Source organism: Flavobacterium sp. GT3P67, from assembly GCF_004349155.1.
In the GTDB taxonomy this organism is placed as follows: Bacteria; Bacteroidota; Bacteroidia; order Flavobacteriales; family Flavobacteriaceae; genus Flavobacterium; species Flavobacterium ranwuense.
Genome location: NZ_SMLF01000002.1, coordinates 241,148 through 257,022, shown reverse-complemented (window position 1 = coordinate 257,022; position 15,875 = coordinate 241,148). Strand labels below are relative to the sequence as shown.

Annotated in this window: 16 protein-coding genes; 8 read left to right on the top strand and 8 right to left on the bottom strand. The window is 34.0% G+C overall.

Annotated features, from left to right (window positions below; translation table 11 throughout):
• Positions 1-157: 157 nt before the first annotated feature.
• On the top strand, positions 158-676 hold the full coding sequence (locus tag E0H99_RS05670; RefSeq protein WP_131992227.1) for a hypothetical protein: 519 nt from the start codon (positions 158-160) through the stop codon (positions 674-676).
• A 69-nt stretch (positions 677-745) separates the two neighbouring features.
• Here the strand turns inward: E0H99_RS05670 and E0H99_RS05665 are convergent, their stop codons facing one another.
• The 5 genes from E0H99_RS05665 to dapF all read right to left on the bottom strand — a co-directional run bounded on the left by E0H99_RS05665 (position 746) and on the right by dapF (position 4,946).
• Positions 746-1,393, bottom strand: coding sequence for a peptidoglycan-binding protein LysM (locus E0H99_RS05665; protein ID WP_131992224.1), 648 nt, complete (start codon positions 1,391-1,393; stop codon positions 746-748).
• A gap of 97 nt (positions 1,394-1,490) precedes the next feature.
• Complete coding sequence (locus E0H99_RS05660) at positions 1,491-2,405, bottom strand: DUF2279 domain-containing protein (RefSeq protein ID WP_131992221.1); 915 nt, start codon at positions 2,403-2,405, stop codon at positions 1,491-1,493.
• 2 nt (positions 2,406-2,407) lie between these two features.
• Positions 2,408-3,448 (bottom strand): endolytic transglycosylase MltG, encoded by a 1,041-nt coding sequence (gene mltG / locus E0H99_RS05655; protein WP_131992218.1) that lies wholly within the window; start codon positions 3,446-3,448, stop codon positions 2,408-2,410.
• Positions 3,449-3,541: 93 nt separating this feature from the next.
• Entirely contained in the window at positions 3,542-4,075 is a 534-nt protein-coding gene (locus E0H99_RS05650) for a GNAT family N-acetyltransferase (protein ID WP_131992215.1), read from the bottom strand.
• A gap of 88 nt (positions 4,076-4,163) precedes the next feature.
• The gene (dapF, locus tag E0H99_RS05645; RefSeq protein ID WP_131992212.1) at positions 4,164-4,946 is read right to left on the bottom strand and encodes a diaminopimelate epimerase; all 783 of its coding nucleotides are present in this window, start codon (positions 4,944-4,946) and stop codon (positions 4,164-4,166) included.
• Between the two features lie 137 nt (positions 4,947-5,083).
• Between dapF and E0H99_RS05640 the strand changes: the two genes are divergently transcribed.
• Complete coding sequence (locus tag E0H99_RS05640; protein WP_131992209.1) at positions 5,084-6,484, top strand: trypsin-like peptidase domain-containing protein; 1,401 nt, start codon at positions 5,084-5,086, stop codon at positions 6,482-6,484.
• Positions 6,485-6,645: 161 nt separating this feature from the next.
• Complete coding sequence (locus E0H99_RS05635; protein WP_131992206.1) at positions 6,646-8,094, top strand: glyceraldehyde-3-phosphate dehydrogenase; 1,449 nt, start codon at positions 6,646-6,648, stop codon at positions 8,092-8,094.
• Positions 8,095-8,379: 285 nt separating this feature from the next.
• Here the strand turns inward: E0H99_RS05635 and E0H99_RS05630 are convergent, their stop codons facing one another.
• Positions 8,380-9,786: an APC family permease gene (locus E0H99_RS05630; RefSeq protein WP_131992203.1), complete on the bottom strand. Its 1,407-nt coding sequence runs from the start codon at positions 9,784-9,786 to the stop codon at positions 8,380-8,382.
• A 421-nt stretch (positions 9,787-10,207) separates the two neighbouring features.
• On the opposite strand from E0H99_RS05630, the gene E0H99_RS05625 reads away from it, so the two are divergent.
• The 3 genes from E0H99_RS05625 to E0H99_RS05615 all read left to right on the top strand — a co-directional run bounded on the left by E0H99_RS05625 (position 10,208) and on the right by E0H99_RS05615 (position 11,512).
• Positions 10,208-10,843 (top strand): serine protease, encoded by a 636-nt coding sequence (locus E0H99_RS05625; protein ID WP_131992200.1) that lies wholly within the window; start codon positions 10,208-10,210, stop codon positions 10,841-10,843.
• A 9-nt stretch (positions 10,844-10,852) separates the two neighbouring features.
• The gene (locus tag E0H99_RS05620) at positions 10,853-11,032 is read left to right on the top strand and encodes a hypothetical protein (protein ID WP_131992197.1); all 180 of its coding nucleotides are present in this window, start codon (positions 10,853-10,855) and stop codon (positions 11,030-11,032) included.
• A 135-nt stretch (positions 11,033-11,167) separates the two neighbouring features.
• Positions 11,168-11,512 (top strand): hypothetical protein, encoded by a 345-nt coding sequence (locus E0H99_RS05615; RefSeq protein WP_131992194.1) that lies wholly within the window; start codon positions 11,168-11,170, stop codon positions 11,510-11,512.
• Between the two features lie 158 nt (positions 11,513-11,670).
• Here E0H99_RS05615 and E0H99_RS05610 read toward each other — a convergent pair whose 3' ends face one another.
• On the bottom strand, positions 11,671-11,898 hold the full coding sequence (locus tag E0H99_RS05610) for a CDGSH iron-sulfur domain-containing protein (RefSeq protein ID WP_131992191.1): 228 nt from the start codon (positions 11,896-11,898) through the stop codon (positions 11,671-11,673).
• 460 nt (positions 11,899-12,358) lie between these two features.
• On the opposite strand from E0H99_RS05610, the gene E0H99_RS05605 reads away from it, so the two are divergent.
• Together E0H99_RS05605 and E0H99_RS05600 are read left to right on the top strand one after the other, a co-directional pair.
• Positions 12,359-13,411, top strand: a complete 1,053-nt coding sequence (locus tag E0H99_RS05605) for a glycosyltransferase family 9 protein (RefSeq protein WP_131992188.1) — start codon at positions 12,359-12,361, stop codon at positions 13,409-13,411.
• A 54-nt stretch (positions 13,412-13,465) separates the two neighbouring features.
• A complete protein-coding gene (locus E0H99_RS05600; protein WP_131992185.1) occupies positions 13,466-13,924 on the top strand; it encodes a VOC family protein in 459 nt (152 codons plus the stop codon).
• An 80-nt stretch (positions 13,925-14,004) separates the two neighbouring features.
• Here the strand turns inward: E0H99_RS05600 and E0H99_RS05595 are convergent, their stop codons facing one another.
• Complete coding sequence (locus E0H99_RS05595; protein ID WP_240723447.1) at positions 14,005-15,498, bottom strand: peptidoglycan endopeptidase; 1,494 nt, start codon at positions 15,496-15,498, stop codon at positions 14,005-14,007.
• Between the last annotated feature and the right edge of the window lie 377 nt (positions 15,499-15,875).

Below are 15,875 nucleotides of genomic sequence, written 5' to 3'. Positions count from 1 at the left end.
TAAGCATATTTATTTATTTTTTAAAAATACAAATTTCAAAACATTGATATATAGATAGTTAAATCTAAAAAAAAGGGGAAGTAAAACAATATGCCTTAATGATTTATTTGTTTATTGGAATTATAAAAACTCATTTATTAATTTAAAACTAAATATTATGAAATCTCTTATTATTTTACTTTTTTTAAGTGTTACTATAGCATCATATTCCCAAGTAACTGAAAAAGGTAAAATTAAAATCGAAGAACTACCCGGTGTGGTTATTAAGAGAGTTGGAACAGATTTTTCTGTTTATATTCCTGATAATAATCCTGACCAAAGAGTAAGAACCGTAGAAGAAAAATTTATTGCCTATGATTTAGGTAAAGATGCTGAAGGATTTGAAGAATACCTTGTCGTAATGGAAGTGAAAAACGGTTCTTTGACCGCTACTTATAATGAAAACGGAAAATTAATACGCGTTGTGGAAGAATTCAAAAACGTAAAGCTTCCCAGTGAGGTTATCTATTCTATTTACAGAACATATCCCGGTTGGTCAATTGTAAATGACACTTTTCTTTATTCACAGGAAGAAGGGGATATTATCAAAAAACAATATAACATTAAAATCAAAAAAGATAAAGAAACCATGAAATTAGTGGTACGTCCCAATGGGGAAATTCTTAAAGCGAAATAATTCGATTTAGAATAAAAAAAAGGCTGCCAAAAATAATTCAGACAGCCTTTTTTATTTTATTTTTGACTATTAGATCTGTATGTTTTTTACGTTTGCATTGCTATCCGCAACAATAGACGAAGTATCATAACCGCCAAATAGTTTCATATAAGTTCTTATGGAAGTTCCGTAAGCATCTCTAAAATAACGTTTACCCTTATTTTTAAAGTACTTTTTTACTGATCCTGCACCACCAAGATGAGCAGCTGCTAAAATCCCAGATTCAGTAACATGTATTCCGTTGAGTATTGTTCCTTCGTATTTTTCAATTTCCTTTTTCAGCTCCCATTTATTTTTAGCCAAAAGTGCGATAAATGCTTTTTCCTGTAACTCAGGACTATTTAAAAAAGTAGAACTATTGCGAACTCCAACAGACTTTAAGGTCTCAATACCAAATTGGTATTTGCCTAAATATCCTAAAGAATTGATTTTTTTATATTTACTTTCAGATTCTCTGTATCCGATTGCTTCTTTAAAGCCAACGAAAAAATTTCCAGTAAAAGGGATGTTCAGATTGGTGTAATCTTCTTGCTTTTCAGAAGGAAATAAGTAGTGCGTTCCCTCTTCTTCATTGATAAGAAACCAAGGGCTGGTTTCTAAGTTAAACGGTTTAAAACCTGAGCTTAAAAAAACTGTAATTACAGTCAGACTAGTGTAAAAATACCACTTCTTTATCATAAATTGTTTTTCTTCAAAACGCTGTCCCGTTAAGAAATTTCTATGCGCAAAGATACAATAAAAATAATTATACTGATAATCAGCAAGTTAAACTTTTCTAAAAATAGATTAAGTGGTATTTTATATCGTTAAAACGCACAAATTCGATTGTCGGCGCAGGAATTTTAACGGTATTAAAAATGGAAAAAACAGTCTTTAAAAAACGAGATTTCGTCTTAATTTTTGTCAAATCGACATCTAAACTCAAGTAAAATTGTCTGACTCTTCGTGGATTAGACGTTAAAACGGGGGAAGTATCTTCTTTATTTCCAGTTATCATACCGTCGGCCCCATATCCCAAAGCCAAGTTGAGCCATTTTGGTATTTTTGAGCCTTTAGCAAAAGAATGTAAATTGACCGAAAGCCAATACGTTTGTCCATTATAGTCTTTTAGAATTTCCTCTGTAAATGAACTTCCTAAAACCTCTGGTCTGTATCCCGCATATTTTGTAGTATGAAAAGAAAATTTAGGTGTAATACGCTGTTCCTTCCATATTAATTCTTGTGAAACATATAAAGCTGTCCCGGAGGCATTAGCAACAACATCCCCTAATGAAGCGCCCCATTCAGAGGAATATCCATCTAAAACCTCAACTGCAGTTAAAAACGCAAAGCCTAAGCCCGCTCCGTACAGCATTTGATTTTTTTTATTGACACCACTCCATTGTAGCATTTCGGCACCAAATCGCCCCAAATGATACGACGAAAATACATGACCGGCTTTATCCATTTGAAGCCACTCTGAATTGTCATTTATAAAATGAAAATCAGATTTGGGATAATCGGTGTACCAAACTTGGTTTAAACCTATTAAAGTCCCCGTAGCCAAAACAGCTTCCGAAATGATAACTGTATTTTGCCTTTTTAGGTGTAAAGAATCGGATGGCTTAAAGAAACTATCTGATTTATTTTGTGAATGGCCACTTTGAAATCCAACTAAGAGTAAAAATATAAGGAATACTTTAAATCCCAAAACTACCTTTTTACGCCTTGACTGTTGATCCAATCCGAATATTTTTTGGCGTTTTTATTGTGTTCCTCTAATGTAGCTGCAAACTCGTGGTATCCAAAACGCTCCACACTGGCACAGAAGTAAATGAAATTATTTTTCTCAGGATCTAAAACAGCTTCTAATGCTGTAATATCAGGCATGGCGATAGGCCCAGGAGGAAGTCCTACATTCATATACGTATTGTAGGGATGACTCATCGTCAAATCATTGTAAAAAACCCTTTTGATGACTTGGTCAAAATCATTCGATTTCTTTTTCATCGCAAAAATAACAGTTGGATCAGCTTGCAATGGCATTTCCGCTCTTAAACGATTCAAATACACGCCTGCAATTCTAGGTCTCTCGTCTTTTTTAACGGATTCTTTGTGTACGATTGAAGCCAGAATCGTTGCTTCAATTGGACTTAACCCTTGTTTTTGTGCTTTGGCAACTCTTTCTTTATTCCAAAAATTACGGTATTCTTTTATCATTTTATCGCGAAACTTTTCAGCCGTAGTATTCCAATAAATCTCATACGTATTAGGAATAAACATAACCAAAACATTTTCTTCATTGAACCCGTTTTCTTTCAAGAAAATAGAATCTTTAAACGAAGTCAATAATGATAAACTGTCGGCTTCTATTTGAGAACCTACACGTCCAGCCAAATTTTCCACTCGTTCCTGATTATTGAATGCCAATTTCACAGGCGAATTAAGTCTCAAGGTTTTTACCAATTCATAACTGTTCATCCCTTTTGTGAATAGAAAACGACCCGGGATTACATTATCAGAATAGCCTCTTTTATTTGCTACCATTTCAAAACGATCCATATTCTCTATGTACGGTGCGATTATCTTCTTGACATCTTCGTATTTAGAATCGGTTGGAACGTAGATATAAACTTCTTTATCCGTAAATTTTGTGTTGGCAGAAAAAATCTGTTTTAATAGTATTAATCCGTAAATCATTAATATTGATATTAAAACAACAGAAGCAATGGTGATGATTTTCTTAATATTCATAGATGGTATTATTTGTTTTTTTGTGGAATCATGATACAACCATTATTCCTATTTATTTGATTTTGAAATGGTAATGATTCAAAACTAAAAAATTTACAATTTAGTATTGATTAATTGAAAAATAGCTTCGTCTTTATAAACGCCGTTCACAAAGGTCCAATCTTTTTTTACGCCTATCATTTCGAATCCAAATTTAGTAAAAAGAGCTTTACTAGCTTCATTTTCGGTTCCTATATTTGCATATAATTGATGTAAATTAAGATTACAAAAAGCATATTCGATTAATAACCCCAAAGCTTCTGAACCAATATTCTGTTTTCGGTTTTCGTTGTCTTGGATAACGATACCCACTCCTGCCCTATTATTCTTTGGATCAAAATCAAATAAATCGATTAGACCTAAGGCTGGAAAATCCTGATCTTGACAAATAGCCAATCGCAATTGCTTGGCTTCATAAATATCCTGATGGGCATTTTCTAAATACTGTTTGACTAAAAACCGGCTGTAAGGCGTATGCGTATTACTGACTTCCCAAATGCTCTGGTCGTTTTCTATGGCATATACAAACTCCAAATCATTGGGTTCTAATGCACGAATATAGATGTTATCGCCTTTTAATGTTTTCATTTTGGAAGTTAGGGGTTAGAAGTTATAGGTTAGGGGTTAAAGGCTTGAGTTGTCAAATCGACTCCTCAAGTTTCAGAGTGATTATTTTTTAAATCTCAATCGTTCCTTTAAATACAAATTCCGCTGGTCCTTTGAGAAAAACATGGGTAAACTGCCCTTCATTTTTATCAAAAGAAACGACTAATTTTCCGCCTTCTACATTCAAATCAATAGAAGAAGAATCTGTTTTTCCTAAAACGTTCATCGCAATTGCAACTGCTGTCGCGCCTGTTCCGCAAGAAAGTGTTTCGTCTTCCACCCCTCTTTCATACGTTCTTAACGAAAAAGTGGTATCGTTAATTTGTTTTACAAAATTGATGTTGCTTCCTACTTTTCCATACAAATCTCCGTATCGAATAGCTGCTCCGTTTTCCTTTATATTGTAATTTTCTAAATCATCTACCAGTTGCACATGATGCGGCGAACCCGTATTTAGAAACACATGATCTGAACTTACTTTTACCTCAGCAACATCTATCATTTGTAGCGCAACCAATCCGTCTTCCTCAATTGTCGCGTGATGCAAACCATCTGTCGCAATAAAAGTAGTACTGTTTTTGATTACGTTCAGCTTTTTGGCGAAAGCCACTAAACATCTTCCACCGTTGCCACACATGGAACTTTGGTTTCCATCAGAGTTGTAGTAGACCATTTTAAAATCAGTAGTCGTGTCATTTTCCAGTAAAATAAGACCGTCGCCTCCTATTCCAAAACGTCTGTCGCATAAATGCGCAATGAGTTGTGTATTCTCCTTTGGAAAAAAATCCAAACGATTATCAATTATGACAAAATCATTTCCTGTTCCTTGGTATTTATAAAATTCTAGTTGCATTTTAATTGAATTGAGTTATACAAAAGTACGAACTATTAATGAAATGTTAATCATTGTTAAAGAGCGTTAAACTGTATTTTACGAAGCTAAATTAGTTTTATTTTTACGAGTAAATATCTTAATAAACGAATTTAATTATGAAAAAATTTTCAACACTTTTTTTGGTTTCCCTGTTGAGCGGAGTAGTAACACTAGGTTCATACAAATTATTATTTGACACCAATGGATATTTTTCTAATGATAAAAATTCAGGAGTCACAACTGCACCCTATTCTTACGGAAAGAAAGTAGGATTGTCATCGGATGTACTTGATTTTACTGAAGCTGCAGAAAAAACTGTCCATACAGTTGTGCACGTAAAAAACGTTTCCCGCAGAACTATTACGAATCCCATTTTAGAATATTTTTATGGTTATAAAGGAGGACAATCCCAGGAACAAGTAGGAACGGGTTCTGGAGTAATCATTTCTGAAGACGGTTATATTGTGACCAATAATCACGTGATTAAAGGCGCATCAGAAATTGAAATTACCTTAAATAACAAAAAATCATATGTGGCAAAACTCATTGGAACTGATTCTAAAATGGATATTGCCTTATTGAAAATTGACACGGAGGAGAAATTACCGTATACTGTTTTTGCCAATTCTGATTCGGTGAAAATTGGCGAATGGGTTTTGGCAGTTGGAAATCCGTACAATTTAACTTCTACGGTAACCGCCGGAATTGTTTCGGCGAAAGCCAGAGATTTAGACTCCAGCGGAATCCAGTCTTTCATACAAACAGATGCTGCGGTAAACCCTGGAAACAGTGGTGGTGCTTTAGTCAATACGCGTGGTGAACTGATAGGAATCAACACGATGATTTCATCCATGACGGGTTCTTACGTAGGCTATTCCTTTGCGGTTCCTTCGAATATTACCCGAAAAATCATTGAAGATCTTATGGAGTTTGGGAATGTACAACGTGGAATTCTTGGGGTTGAAGGAGGCGAATTGAACAGTATTACTTCCAAGGAATTAGGAATAACGCAAACGCAAGGATTCTACATTAATAAAGTAACCAAAAATTCCGGTGCCGAAAAATCAGGACTTGGAAAAGGCGATGTCATCATCAAATTAGATGAGCAAAATGTGGTCACTTTTGCTGATCTTTCCAAGTACATCAATACGAAAAGACCTAATGACAAAGTACAGGTTACCTATATCAGAGATGGGAAAACCAGAGCGGTTCCTGTAATCTTAAGTAAAAATGAGTTTTTCAATGCTGAATTTAAAGGCATCGAATTAGAAAACATTGAGGCAGCTGACAAGAAGAAATTTAAAATTGATTACGGTGTACGAATTAAATCAATTACCAGCGAAAACCTGAAACAGTACGAAGAGGAGTTAATAGGAAATATTATCTTGAGTATTGACAATGTAAAAGCTACAGATGTGGAAACGGTTTCTAAACTTTTAAGTAAAAAAGAGGAAAACCAAACGGTACGCATCGAAATGATTAATAAAAACGGAGAAGTAATGCGCGTGATTCTCTAACGCATCCTGTTTAAAAAAAAACCAAAGCCATCTTGAAAAAACAAGGTGGCTTTTTTATTTTATAAATAATTCATGAAATGTGTTACGAAATCGATTGAAATAGGTACTTTTGCGCAAAATTTGTAAAAAATACAATCACTTATTTTCATTAAATTTTCAACATGGCAACCACAACTTTATACGAAAAGGAAGTTACTTTTCAAGCCGACAGGCGACGTGCAGGAGTAGAATTGATTAAAATTATCAGCGATCTATGGTATGATAAATCTATAGAAATGGTCTTATTTAGAAATCAATTAATTGATAGAAATGTAAGCGACATCATCAACCTACATGAATATGCGGGAGAATTTGTGAGCAAACCTATTTCGGTATTCGATTCTGTAGAAATAGCCAGAGCTATTTTAGAATTGGATTTACCACCTTCTAAACTCGACATCGGTAAACTGACTTACGAATATCGTTTGGAAGATGAAAAATATCCTGATGCCAAATATTTTGTAATTGATAAATTAAAATACGCAAAAGACTCTGAGGAAATTCAACCGAAAGATGTTGTACTATATGGTTTTGGTCGAATTGGCCGCTTATTGGCCAGAGAATTAATGTCAAAAACCGGAAAAGGAAGTCAATTGCGATTGCGCGCTATCGTGACACGCGATAAAAATGACGCCACTTCACTTGAAAAAAGAGCTTCATTATTACGATACGATTCTATTCACGGCGATTTTCAAGGCTCGGTAACTGCTGACCCTGAAAATAATGCTTTGATTATCAACGGAACTACCGTTCACGTCATTACCGCCAACGGACCTGAAGAAATTGATTACACGCTTTTTGGAATCGACAATGCATTGGTAATTGACAACACAGGTGCTTTTACGACACACGAAGCGTTAAGCCGACATTTAGTTTCCAAAGGTGCGGATAAAGTATTGCTTACCGCTCCGGGAAAAGGAGTTCCTAATATTGTTCATGGCGTAAACCAAAACGAATACAATCCTGACGAAATCAATATTTTTTCGGCTGCGTCGTGTACTACGAATGCCATTACGCCAATATTGAAAGCTGTTGAAGACACATTAGGAGTTGTCAAAGGACATTTAGAAACGATCCATGCGTATACGAACGACCAGAATCTTGTGGATAATATGCACAAAAAATACCGTCGTGGAAGAGCCGCTGCTTTGAATATGGTGATTACCGAAACTGGTGCCGGAAGTGCTGTTGCAAAAGCATTGCCGAGCCTTGCCGGAAAATTAACTTCAAATGCGATTCGGGTACCAGTTCCTAATGGTTCATTGGTAGTCTTGAATCTTGAAGTGTCCAGAGAAACATCGCTTTTAGAAATCAATGCCATCATGAAAAAATATGCATTGGAAGGCGAATTAGTTGAGCAAATTAAATATTCTTTGAATAACGAATTGGTTTCTTCGGATATCGTGGGAACATCAGCTCCTGCAATTTATGACAGTAACGCCACAATCGTTTCTGCCGACGGAAAAAATATCGTGTTATATATTTGGTACGATAACGAATACGGATACAGCCACCAAGTAATCCGATTAGCAAAATACATTGCCAAAGTAAGACGTTTTACATATTACTAGCCTTTAGATTACAGGTTGTTGGTTGCAGATTGTAATTTTTAGTTTTTTAGTTTTTAGTTTTAGATTGAAGAAAGCAGCAACCCAACCTGAATTAAATAGAAAATCCGTCGCGTTATCAAAACGAGACGGATTTTTTTTATTTATTTAAGTTTTATAAGAGTCTTTATACCGAATTGGCACGCAGACGACTCAGATCAATCCGATTTCCACGGATTTTTTAAAAGTCATGAAAGTAATACATCGCAAATTCATAATTCATAACTCACAATTCATAACTTAAAAAAACTACTCCTTTGTTTTAGTCAAATAATACACTGGTATACCAATAAGCATAATCAAAACACCCCAACCACTTGTACTTGTTTTCGTATACAGTAAAGCAATACAAATCGCACTGGCGATAATAAGGTAAAGCCCCGGCAAAAATGGATATCCAAAAGCTTTATACGGTCTTTCGGCATTGGGCATTTTCCTGCGAAGAATAAATATTCCTAAGATAGTCAAGATATAAAATATCAAGACGATGATGACTACAAAATCCAATAAATCACCATATTTCCCTGTCAAACACAACGCCGAAGCCCAGATACACTGCGCCCAGATAGACCAAGCAGGAACACTGGCTTTATTCAATTCAGCTGCTTTCTTGAAGAAAACACCATCTTGCGCCATCGTATAATAGACTCTGGCACCCGCCATAATCAATCCGTTGTTACAGGCAAAAGTCGAAATCATAATCATCACAGCAATAATCAATGTTCCCACCGATCCAAAAATACTTTGCGAGGCCACTACAGCCACACGATCTGATTCTGCCGTTGCTATATCATACAAAGGCACCACGGCCAAGTACATAATATTAGCCAAAATATAAATCACACTCACAATCAAGGTTCCTAAGAACAAACTCAATCCCACATTGCGTTTTGGATTTTTAATTTCACCAGCTATAAAAGTTACTCCTTCCCAAGCCACACTGGAGAACATTGAACCCACTAAGGCAGCCGAAATTCCAGATATCAAAGCCGTTCCACTGATGGGTAACCAAGAACCAGTTTCCACATTCAGTGATTGTGACGTCCAGGCATTGGTACAGTTAGCGTCCCAAACCTCAGCTTTGGCAGCCATAAAACCAAAAATAATCAAACCTGCCAACGATAGAATTTTGATAACCGTCAGAACCGTTTGTAAAATCTTCGAGTTTTTCACACCGCGACTATTGATGTAACTCAGTAAAATAATGGTAAAAATAGAAACAATCTGAGCCGCATTGAGTTTGAAATCCCCTATTTCATATAAAATATTCTTATCACTTAAAGGCGCGTACAAATAGGCGGCAAATTTAGCAAAAGCCACACCCACGGCAGCAATTGTCCCCGTTTGTATCACGGCAAAGAAACTCCAACCGTACAAGAAACCCACCAGTTTCCCGTAAGCTTCCTTAATGTACACATATTGACCACCCGCTTTAGGAAACATCGCGCTCAACTCACCATAACTCACGGCAGCAATCACGGTAATCGTTCCCGTAAGGACCCACATAGCAATCAACCAACCGGCAGATCCCAACTGGCGAACCATATCGGAGCTTACAATAAATATCCCGGAACCTATCATAGAACCCACCACAAGCATGGTTCCGTCGAGTAATCCTAATTCTCTTTTAAAATCGTCTGGTTTATGGTCTTCCATATTTTTTGGTTTTGGGGTTTTGGTTTTAGTTGGCTAAAGATATACTTTTTTTGGAAATTTCATAAATTGAAGAAGAAAAGTGAAAAGCGAAGAGTGAGAATTGACTAACCGATTTTTCATTTGGGCGTGACCCTGCAGCTAGCTTCGTCGTTCCTCCTCGCCACTTTGGGTCGGGCGGTACGCTGTATCTTTATTTTCTTAAAGAAAGAAAATAAAGGATGCCGCTTCCCTCCCTCACGCAAACCGCAATAACTATCGTATTTATTCCTTTCAATAAAATTTGTAAGAAAAATTGAGTATATTTGAGAAATCTAAAAAAAATACAATCAATAGCGACTATCTACCTGATTTTGGGTGTACATGCGCTATTTAATAGAGAACATATATAAGTTCATCAACACTTCAAAACAAAACGTACAACATGAAACATTTATTAATTGTAATTCTTCTACTTATGTCAAATTTAAATTTTGGACAAAACTCTATTGACCCAACAATTATTAATAACTCTCGAAAAAGTTGTGTGAAAATTTATAGTCAACTTGGGAAAAGTATAGGAACTGGTTTTTTTATTTCAGATGAATTGATTGTAACATGCTTTCACGTTATTGCTAAGTTAGAAGTGAATGGAACAAATGTAAATTGGTCTATTTTTCAGGACCTTATTGCAATTACTGAAAATGGCGAAAATGTTTCTGTTACTTGCATTAGTATACCTAATAATATGTCTTCTGAGCCTCTGTTTCAAGATTTCGCTATACTAAAAACTAGTAAAATAATCAAAGACAAAGCCATTTTACCTTTAGCATTAAATATTGATCATAAGATTGGCGAACCTGTTATATTTTCTGGCTATCCTTTGGGAACACCAGTAATGGTTAGTTATATGGGAACAATTTCAGGAATTACAAAAGACAAATCTTTAATCTGTGTTCAAGCATCAACTAATAAAGGGAATTCTGGTGGTGCTTTACTAAATAATAGTGGGGAAGTAATTGGTATTGTTAGTTTGAGAGAAGGTGGTATGGTATATCTGCAGGACTTCAAGATTATCTAAAAAAAATAAATGAAACAGAATCTCAAGGAAGTGTACAACTTATGGGAATTGATCCTTTACAAGCAACAAAAGAAACAATTACCATTTTGGATCAATATATCAGCACTGGAATTGGATATGCAAGGAACATTTCGTTTTTACAAAGTTACATCACAAAAAACAGAATTAAATTATAGAAGTTTCTCATAACAGCTATTTTGAGCTATTGCATGATTTAGTTGAACAACCGCTTCGCTTCAATTTTATGCAAAGCCAAAAATTAAAAGGTTACGAACCTAACACAATCTCAAAGCTGCAAAACATTATAAAAAAACCAAACCAAAAATGAAATACGCTGAATTTAACATTGACTCGAATAAAATAGAATTCTGGAACTCTATTTTTGGAATTGAAAGCGTTTTATTGAATGGAAAAATAATTTCTAAAAAGTTTTCTTTTTCTGGAATTACCCACGAAATAAAACTACACGCCAGAGATTTAATATTAGAATCCAAATACAAACAATTCGACAAAAAAGAAATCAAACTCGAATTGAAAGAAAATGGCGTATTACTCAAGGAACAATTTGTAAAAATAGACAAAAAGCAAAGATTTTTTTGGATGTTAATTGGAGTAGCTACAGGAATTGCACTCTTTAAACTTCTAAATTTCTTCTATTGGAGTACGTAAATTAATAAAACCCACTCTGATCAGTCTGATTACAATCATTACTAGAATAATTGCGCGGAAATTTTTTTCAATATCCACAACGAAAAAGATCTAAAAACAAAAAAAGCTAAATCCATAAAGATTTAGCTTTTCTTGTTTAATCGAATCAGAAAATTATATTACTTCGTTTTTACAGGCGGCAAATCAAATGCAGCTGATTCATGCTCAAAACCATTGCGGTGTGAGCCGTCACAAAAAGGTTTGTTTACTGATAATCCACAACGGCAAAGACCCAAAGCAGTTCTTCCCTCTAATCCGTATACTTTTCCTTCGCTGTCTGTTATTTCGAAATCGCCTTCTATTTTTATAGATCCGTTGCGATTAATTGTTAGTTTCGTCTTATTCATAATGCTGTTTAATTTTTTAGAGTTCAAAGATTGCAAAATATATTATCACCGTTTAGCATTGATGTGCTTTTTTATGATTCCAAATCCTAATTTACACTAATTCTATATTATGTAAAGCTTAAATTAGGAGCAAAAGTAATTAACTGAAAGAAACTAGAAGTCTTTAAATATTGAAATTTGGATAATCGAGAAAGAAGGTGTTTTTATTTGCATATCCTGATCTTAATCTTTCTGATTTTAATATAGCCTTGAAAAACACTTTAAGATTAAGCCACCTTTAAAATTAAGGTATATAATAAAGGGCTACAAATATTATTAGCTTCTATATTGTATATTTGCCTGTTAGCTGATACGTTTTGGTTCATCTTAGTTATTCTATATTCTGTGAAAAAGAATAAAAACAGACCTTTTCAATTTTATAATTAAAAATAAATTCAATACTATATAATATTTTAAAAGCATGAGTATCTTAAAAAAAGTAAATGTATTTCGAAGGATTTTAACGCACAGCCTAACTAAAAATATCGGCAGTTCTCAAAAAAATCAAGATATAGATTTGACTCAAAAAATTGAAATCAAAAGGGTTTTAATTTCCAGACCAAATCATAGATTGGGAAACCTATTATTAATTACGCCACTGGTTCAAGATGTAATAACTACTTTTCCTGAGTGTAAAATTGATTTGTTTGTAAAAGGTGGTTTAACACCTATTGTATTTAAAAATTATACGAATATCGATTACATCATTGAACTTCCCAAAAAACCCTTTAAACATCTAATCGCTTATTTTCAAGTTTGGATAAAAATTAAAAGACAACACTATGACATTGTTATTAATGTTGATAAAAACTCTTCATCTGGGAGATTATCCGCACAATTTGCGGATGCAAAATATAAATTTTTTGGTGAGGCTGACGAAACAATTCAGCTAAAACATGCAGATTATGATCATATTGCAAAATATCCGGTATATGAATTTAGGAGTTTTTTAACCAAATTAGGATTTCAGGAAAACGAGAATCCAGTTCCATCCTTAGACCTTAAGTTAAGCCTTGCTGAACTTGCTGAAGGCAAAAAAATAGTAGACAAAATAGTTCCTGATGACAAAAAAACCATTTCTATTTTTACCTATGCAACTGATGACAAATGCTATTCCGAAACGTGGTGGGAAGAATTTTATGGCCGATTAAAAATAGAATATGAAGACTACAATATTATAGAAGTTTTACCAGTTGAAAATATTTCAAAAATAGGATTTAAAGCACCTACTTTTTATAGTAAAGACATTCGAGAAATTGGGTCTGTAATTGCAAATACTGAAATTTTCATTGGCGCTGACAGTGGAATTATGCATTTGGCCAGTGCTTCATTAACACCTACAGTGGGTTTATTTTCTCGCTCAAATCAAAACAAATATGAACCCTACAACAATAATAGTGTGGCTATAAATACCAATACTAGCACAACTGAAGAATCAATTAAGGTAATAAATAACATTCTTTGCAAGAATTGATTTTAAATACAAAACAACAAATACTACTTTAGTGAAATGTAAATCAAATTACTCATGAAAAAAATAATCGCATTCCTAATTGTATTTCTATTCACCGGAACACTTTGCGCCCAGAAGACCAACTTATTTGCTTTGAAGTTGGATCACATGGCACTTTCAGTAAAAGACTTGGATCGTTCAGTTGATTTTTACACTAACGTTTTAAAACTTTCTGAAATTACCAATCTTACAAGAAAGGAAGGCATTCGTTGGGTTTCATTGGGTGATGGCAAAGAATTACACTTAGTTTCCACTATTAAAGGGCCTGTTACGATAAACAAAGCGGTACATCTTGCGTTTAAATCGGCTAATTTTGAGGCACTGATTCAAGTACTTAAAGCACTACACATTACTTATTCTGACTGGCCGGGAAAACTGGATACTATAACCGTTAGAGCAGATGGAATCAAACAAATATACATACAGGATCCAGATGGCTATTGGATTGAAATAAATAGTGCAGAACAACACTAAACTAAAAAAGCGAAACTCCTCAGTTGCCTGAGGAGTTTCGCTTTTTTAGTTCTTATATTTTTGAATTTCACCAATTACAATTACTGTAAAACTCTATTTATTTGGGAGAAATTTTTCTCATAGTATTTCTCCTTTGTTGAGGAAATAATAACTCCATTACTCACTGAAGAGTGAATAAATTTTATTTCTCCCTCACAAACTTCTACAACCATACCTACATGATTAATTTGGCTTCTACCGTTGGTTTTAAAGAAAATTAAATCCCCTTTTTGAGCTTCTTCGGTATTTATTTTAGTTCCAATACCTGATTGCTCTCTTGATGTTCTTGGTAGCTTTATGTCAAATGCCCCAAAAGTAGTACACATTAAACCGGAACAGTCAAATCCTGCTTTTGAAGTTCCTCCTGTACGGTATCTGGTTCCTATATTTTCTGAAGCGCGTTCTATCAATTGATCAAGAAAATCATGACTGAAAGTAGGTTTTATTGAATTGTTAAAATCAATTTTAGTGTTTTCAATAGTAGTATTGTTACTATCAGCGCTAACAACAACATTGTTTTCTAGTGGTACATTATTCGCCCGAATGTTCAATTTATTTCCTACACGAAGTCCGTTTTTAATTTCTGGATTTTGTTTTTCTAATTCCTGAACCGTAATTCCATATTGTTTAGCGATACCATATTTAGTTTCTTTTGGCAAAACTTCACGAACAATATTCTCTGAAGTTGCGCTTACTGTTTCATTTGATTGAGAAACAGTTGCAACTTCTGATTTCGGTAAATCTATTTTCGGCTGAGAAACTACTTCTTCTATTTTGGGTACAACTTTAACCGTTTCAGCAATAACTACCACTGCTTCGCTTGTTAATTCTTTGTTTTGTTGTGGTACAATTGCTATTTCAGTCACTGGTATTCCATTTCCTGGAATCGTTATTTTTTGACCTACTCTAAGTACTTTGGTTCCTAAAGTTGGATTGGCTTTGTCTAATTCTTTAACCGTAATTCCGTATTTTCTTGCGATAGAATATTTTGATTCTTTTGACAGCACTTCAACCGTGGTTTGTTCCGTAGTGGATTTTTCAGTTTCAATTATTTGTGGGATAACTAATAATTCAGGTTTTTGAGAAACCTTATTGGCTTGAGGAGCAACAGCTACTTCTGTTGAAGATGTGTTCGCTGAAATTATAATTTTTTGGCCAATTTTCAGTCCTGTAGATTCTAATGTTGGATTGAGCTCATTTAATTCTTTTAGAGAGATTCCGTATTGTTTTGCAATTCCGTAAAGCGTTTCTTTGGCAAGTACTTCGTGTTCTTTTGCGGAAGAATTTGTTGCGACCTTGGATTTAGTATTTGTTTTCTTTGAGGATGCTACAGGAATTAATAAAATGGAATTGAGTTTTAAAAGATTTTTTGCGTTTGGATTTAGTTTAAAAATAGCGCTTTGTTTTACATCATATTTTTCAGCAATACTAGAAATTGTTTCTCCTTTTACTATGGTGTGTTTCATGTTATTTTCCTGAGAAAAAAGAACGATACTATTCAATAAAAACAATGTTACAATTAATCTTAAACTCATATTCATTTATTTCAAATTACTTACCCCTTTTTTATTCTACACAGCGATTTCGGGATATAATTATTAAATCTCGCTATGGTTTGCTTTTTTACTTTTTTATTTAAAAAATTGTAAAAATAATCCTTGTCTCTTTCAAAAAAAAGAGGTTCAGAATGTGTTCATTTTAAATTCTAGTTGATTTTTTATTTCAATTGTAAAAGCAGCTGAAACAGTAACGCCTTACAATCCTAATGTATTGTTGCGTTGAAAATAAAAATTCTAAAGAAGGTTGATTTTAAAAACAATCAAAAAAGCTTCTTTTAAAATTTAATTTTCCAAAAAGGCTAATATAAGTGATTTAATCAAAAAACATAGTCTTTTTTTAAATTTTAACGTTC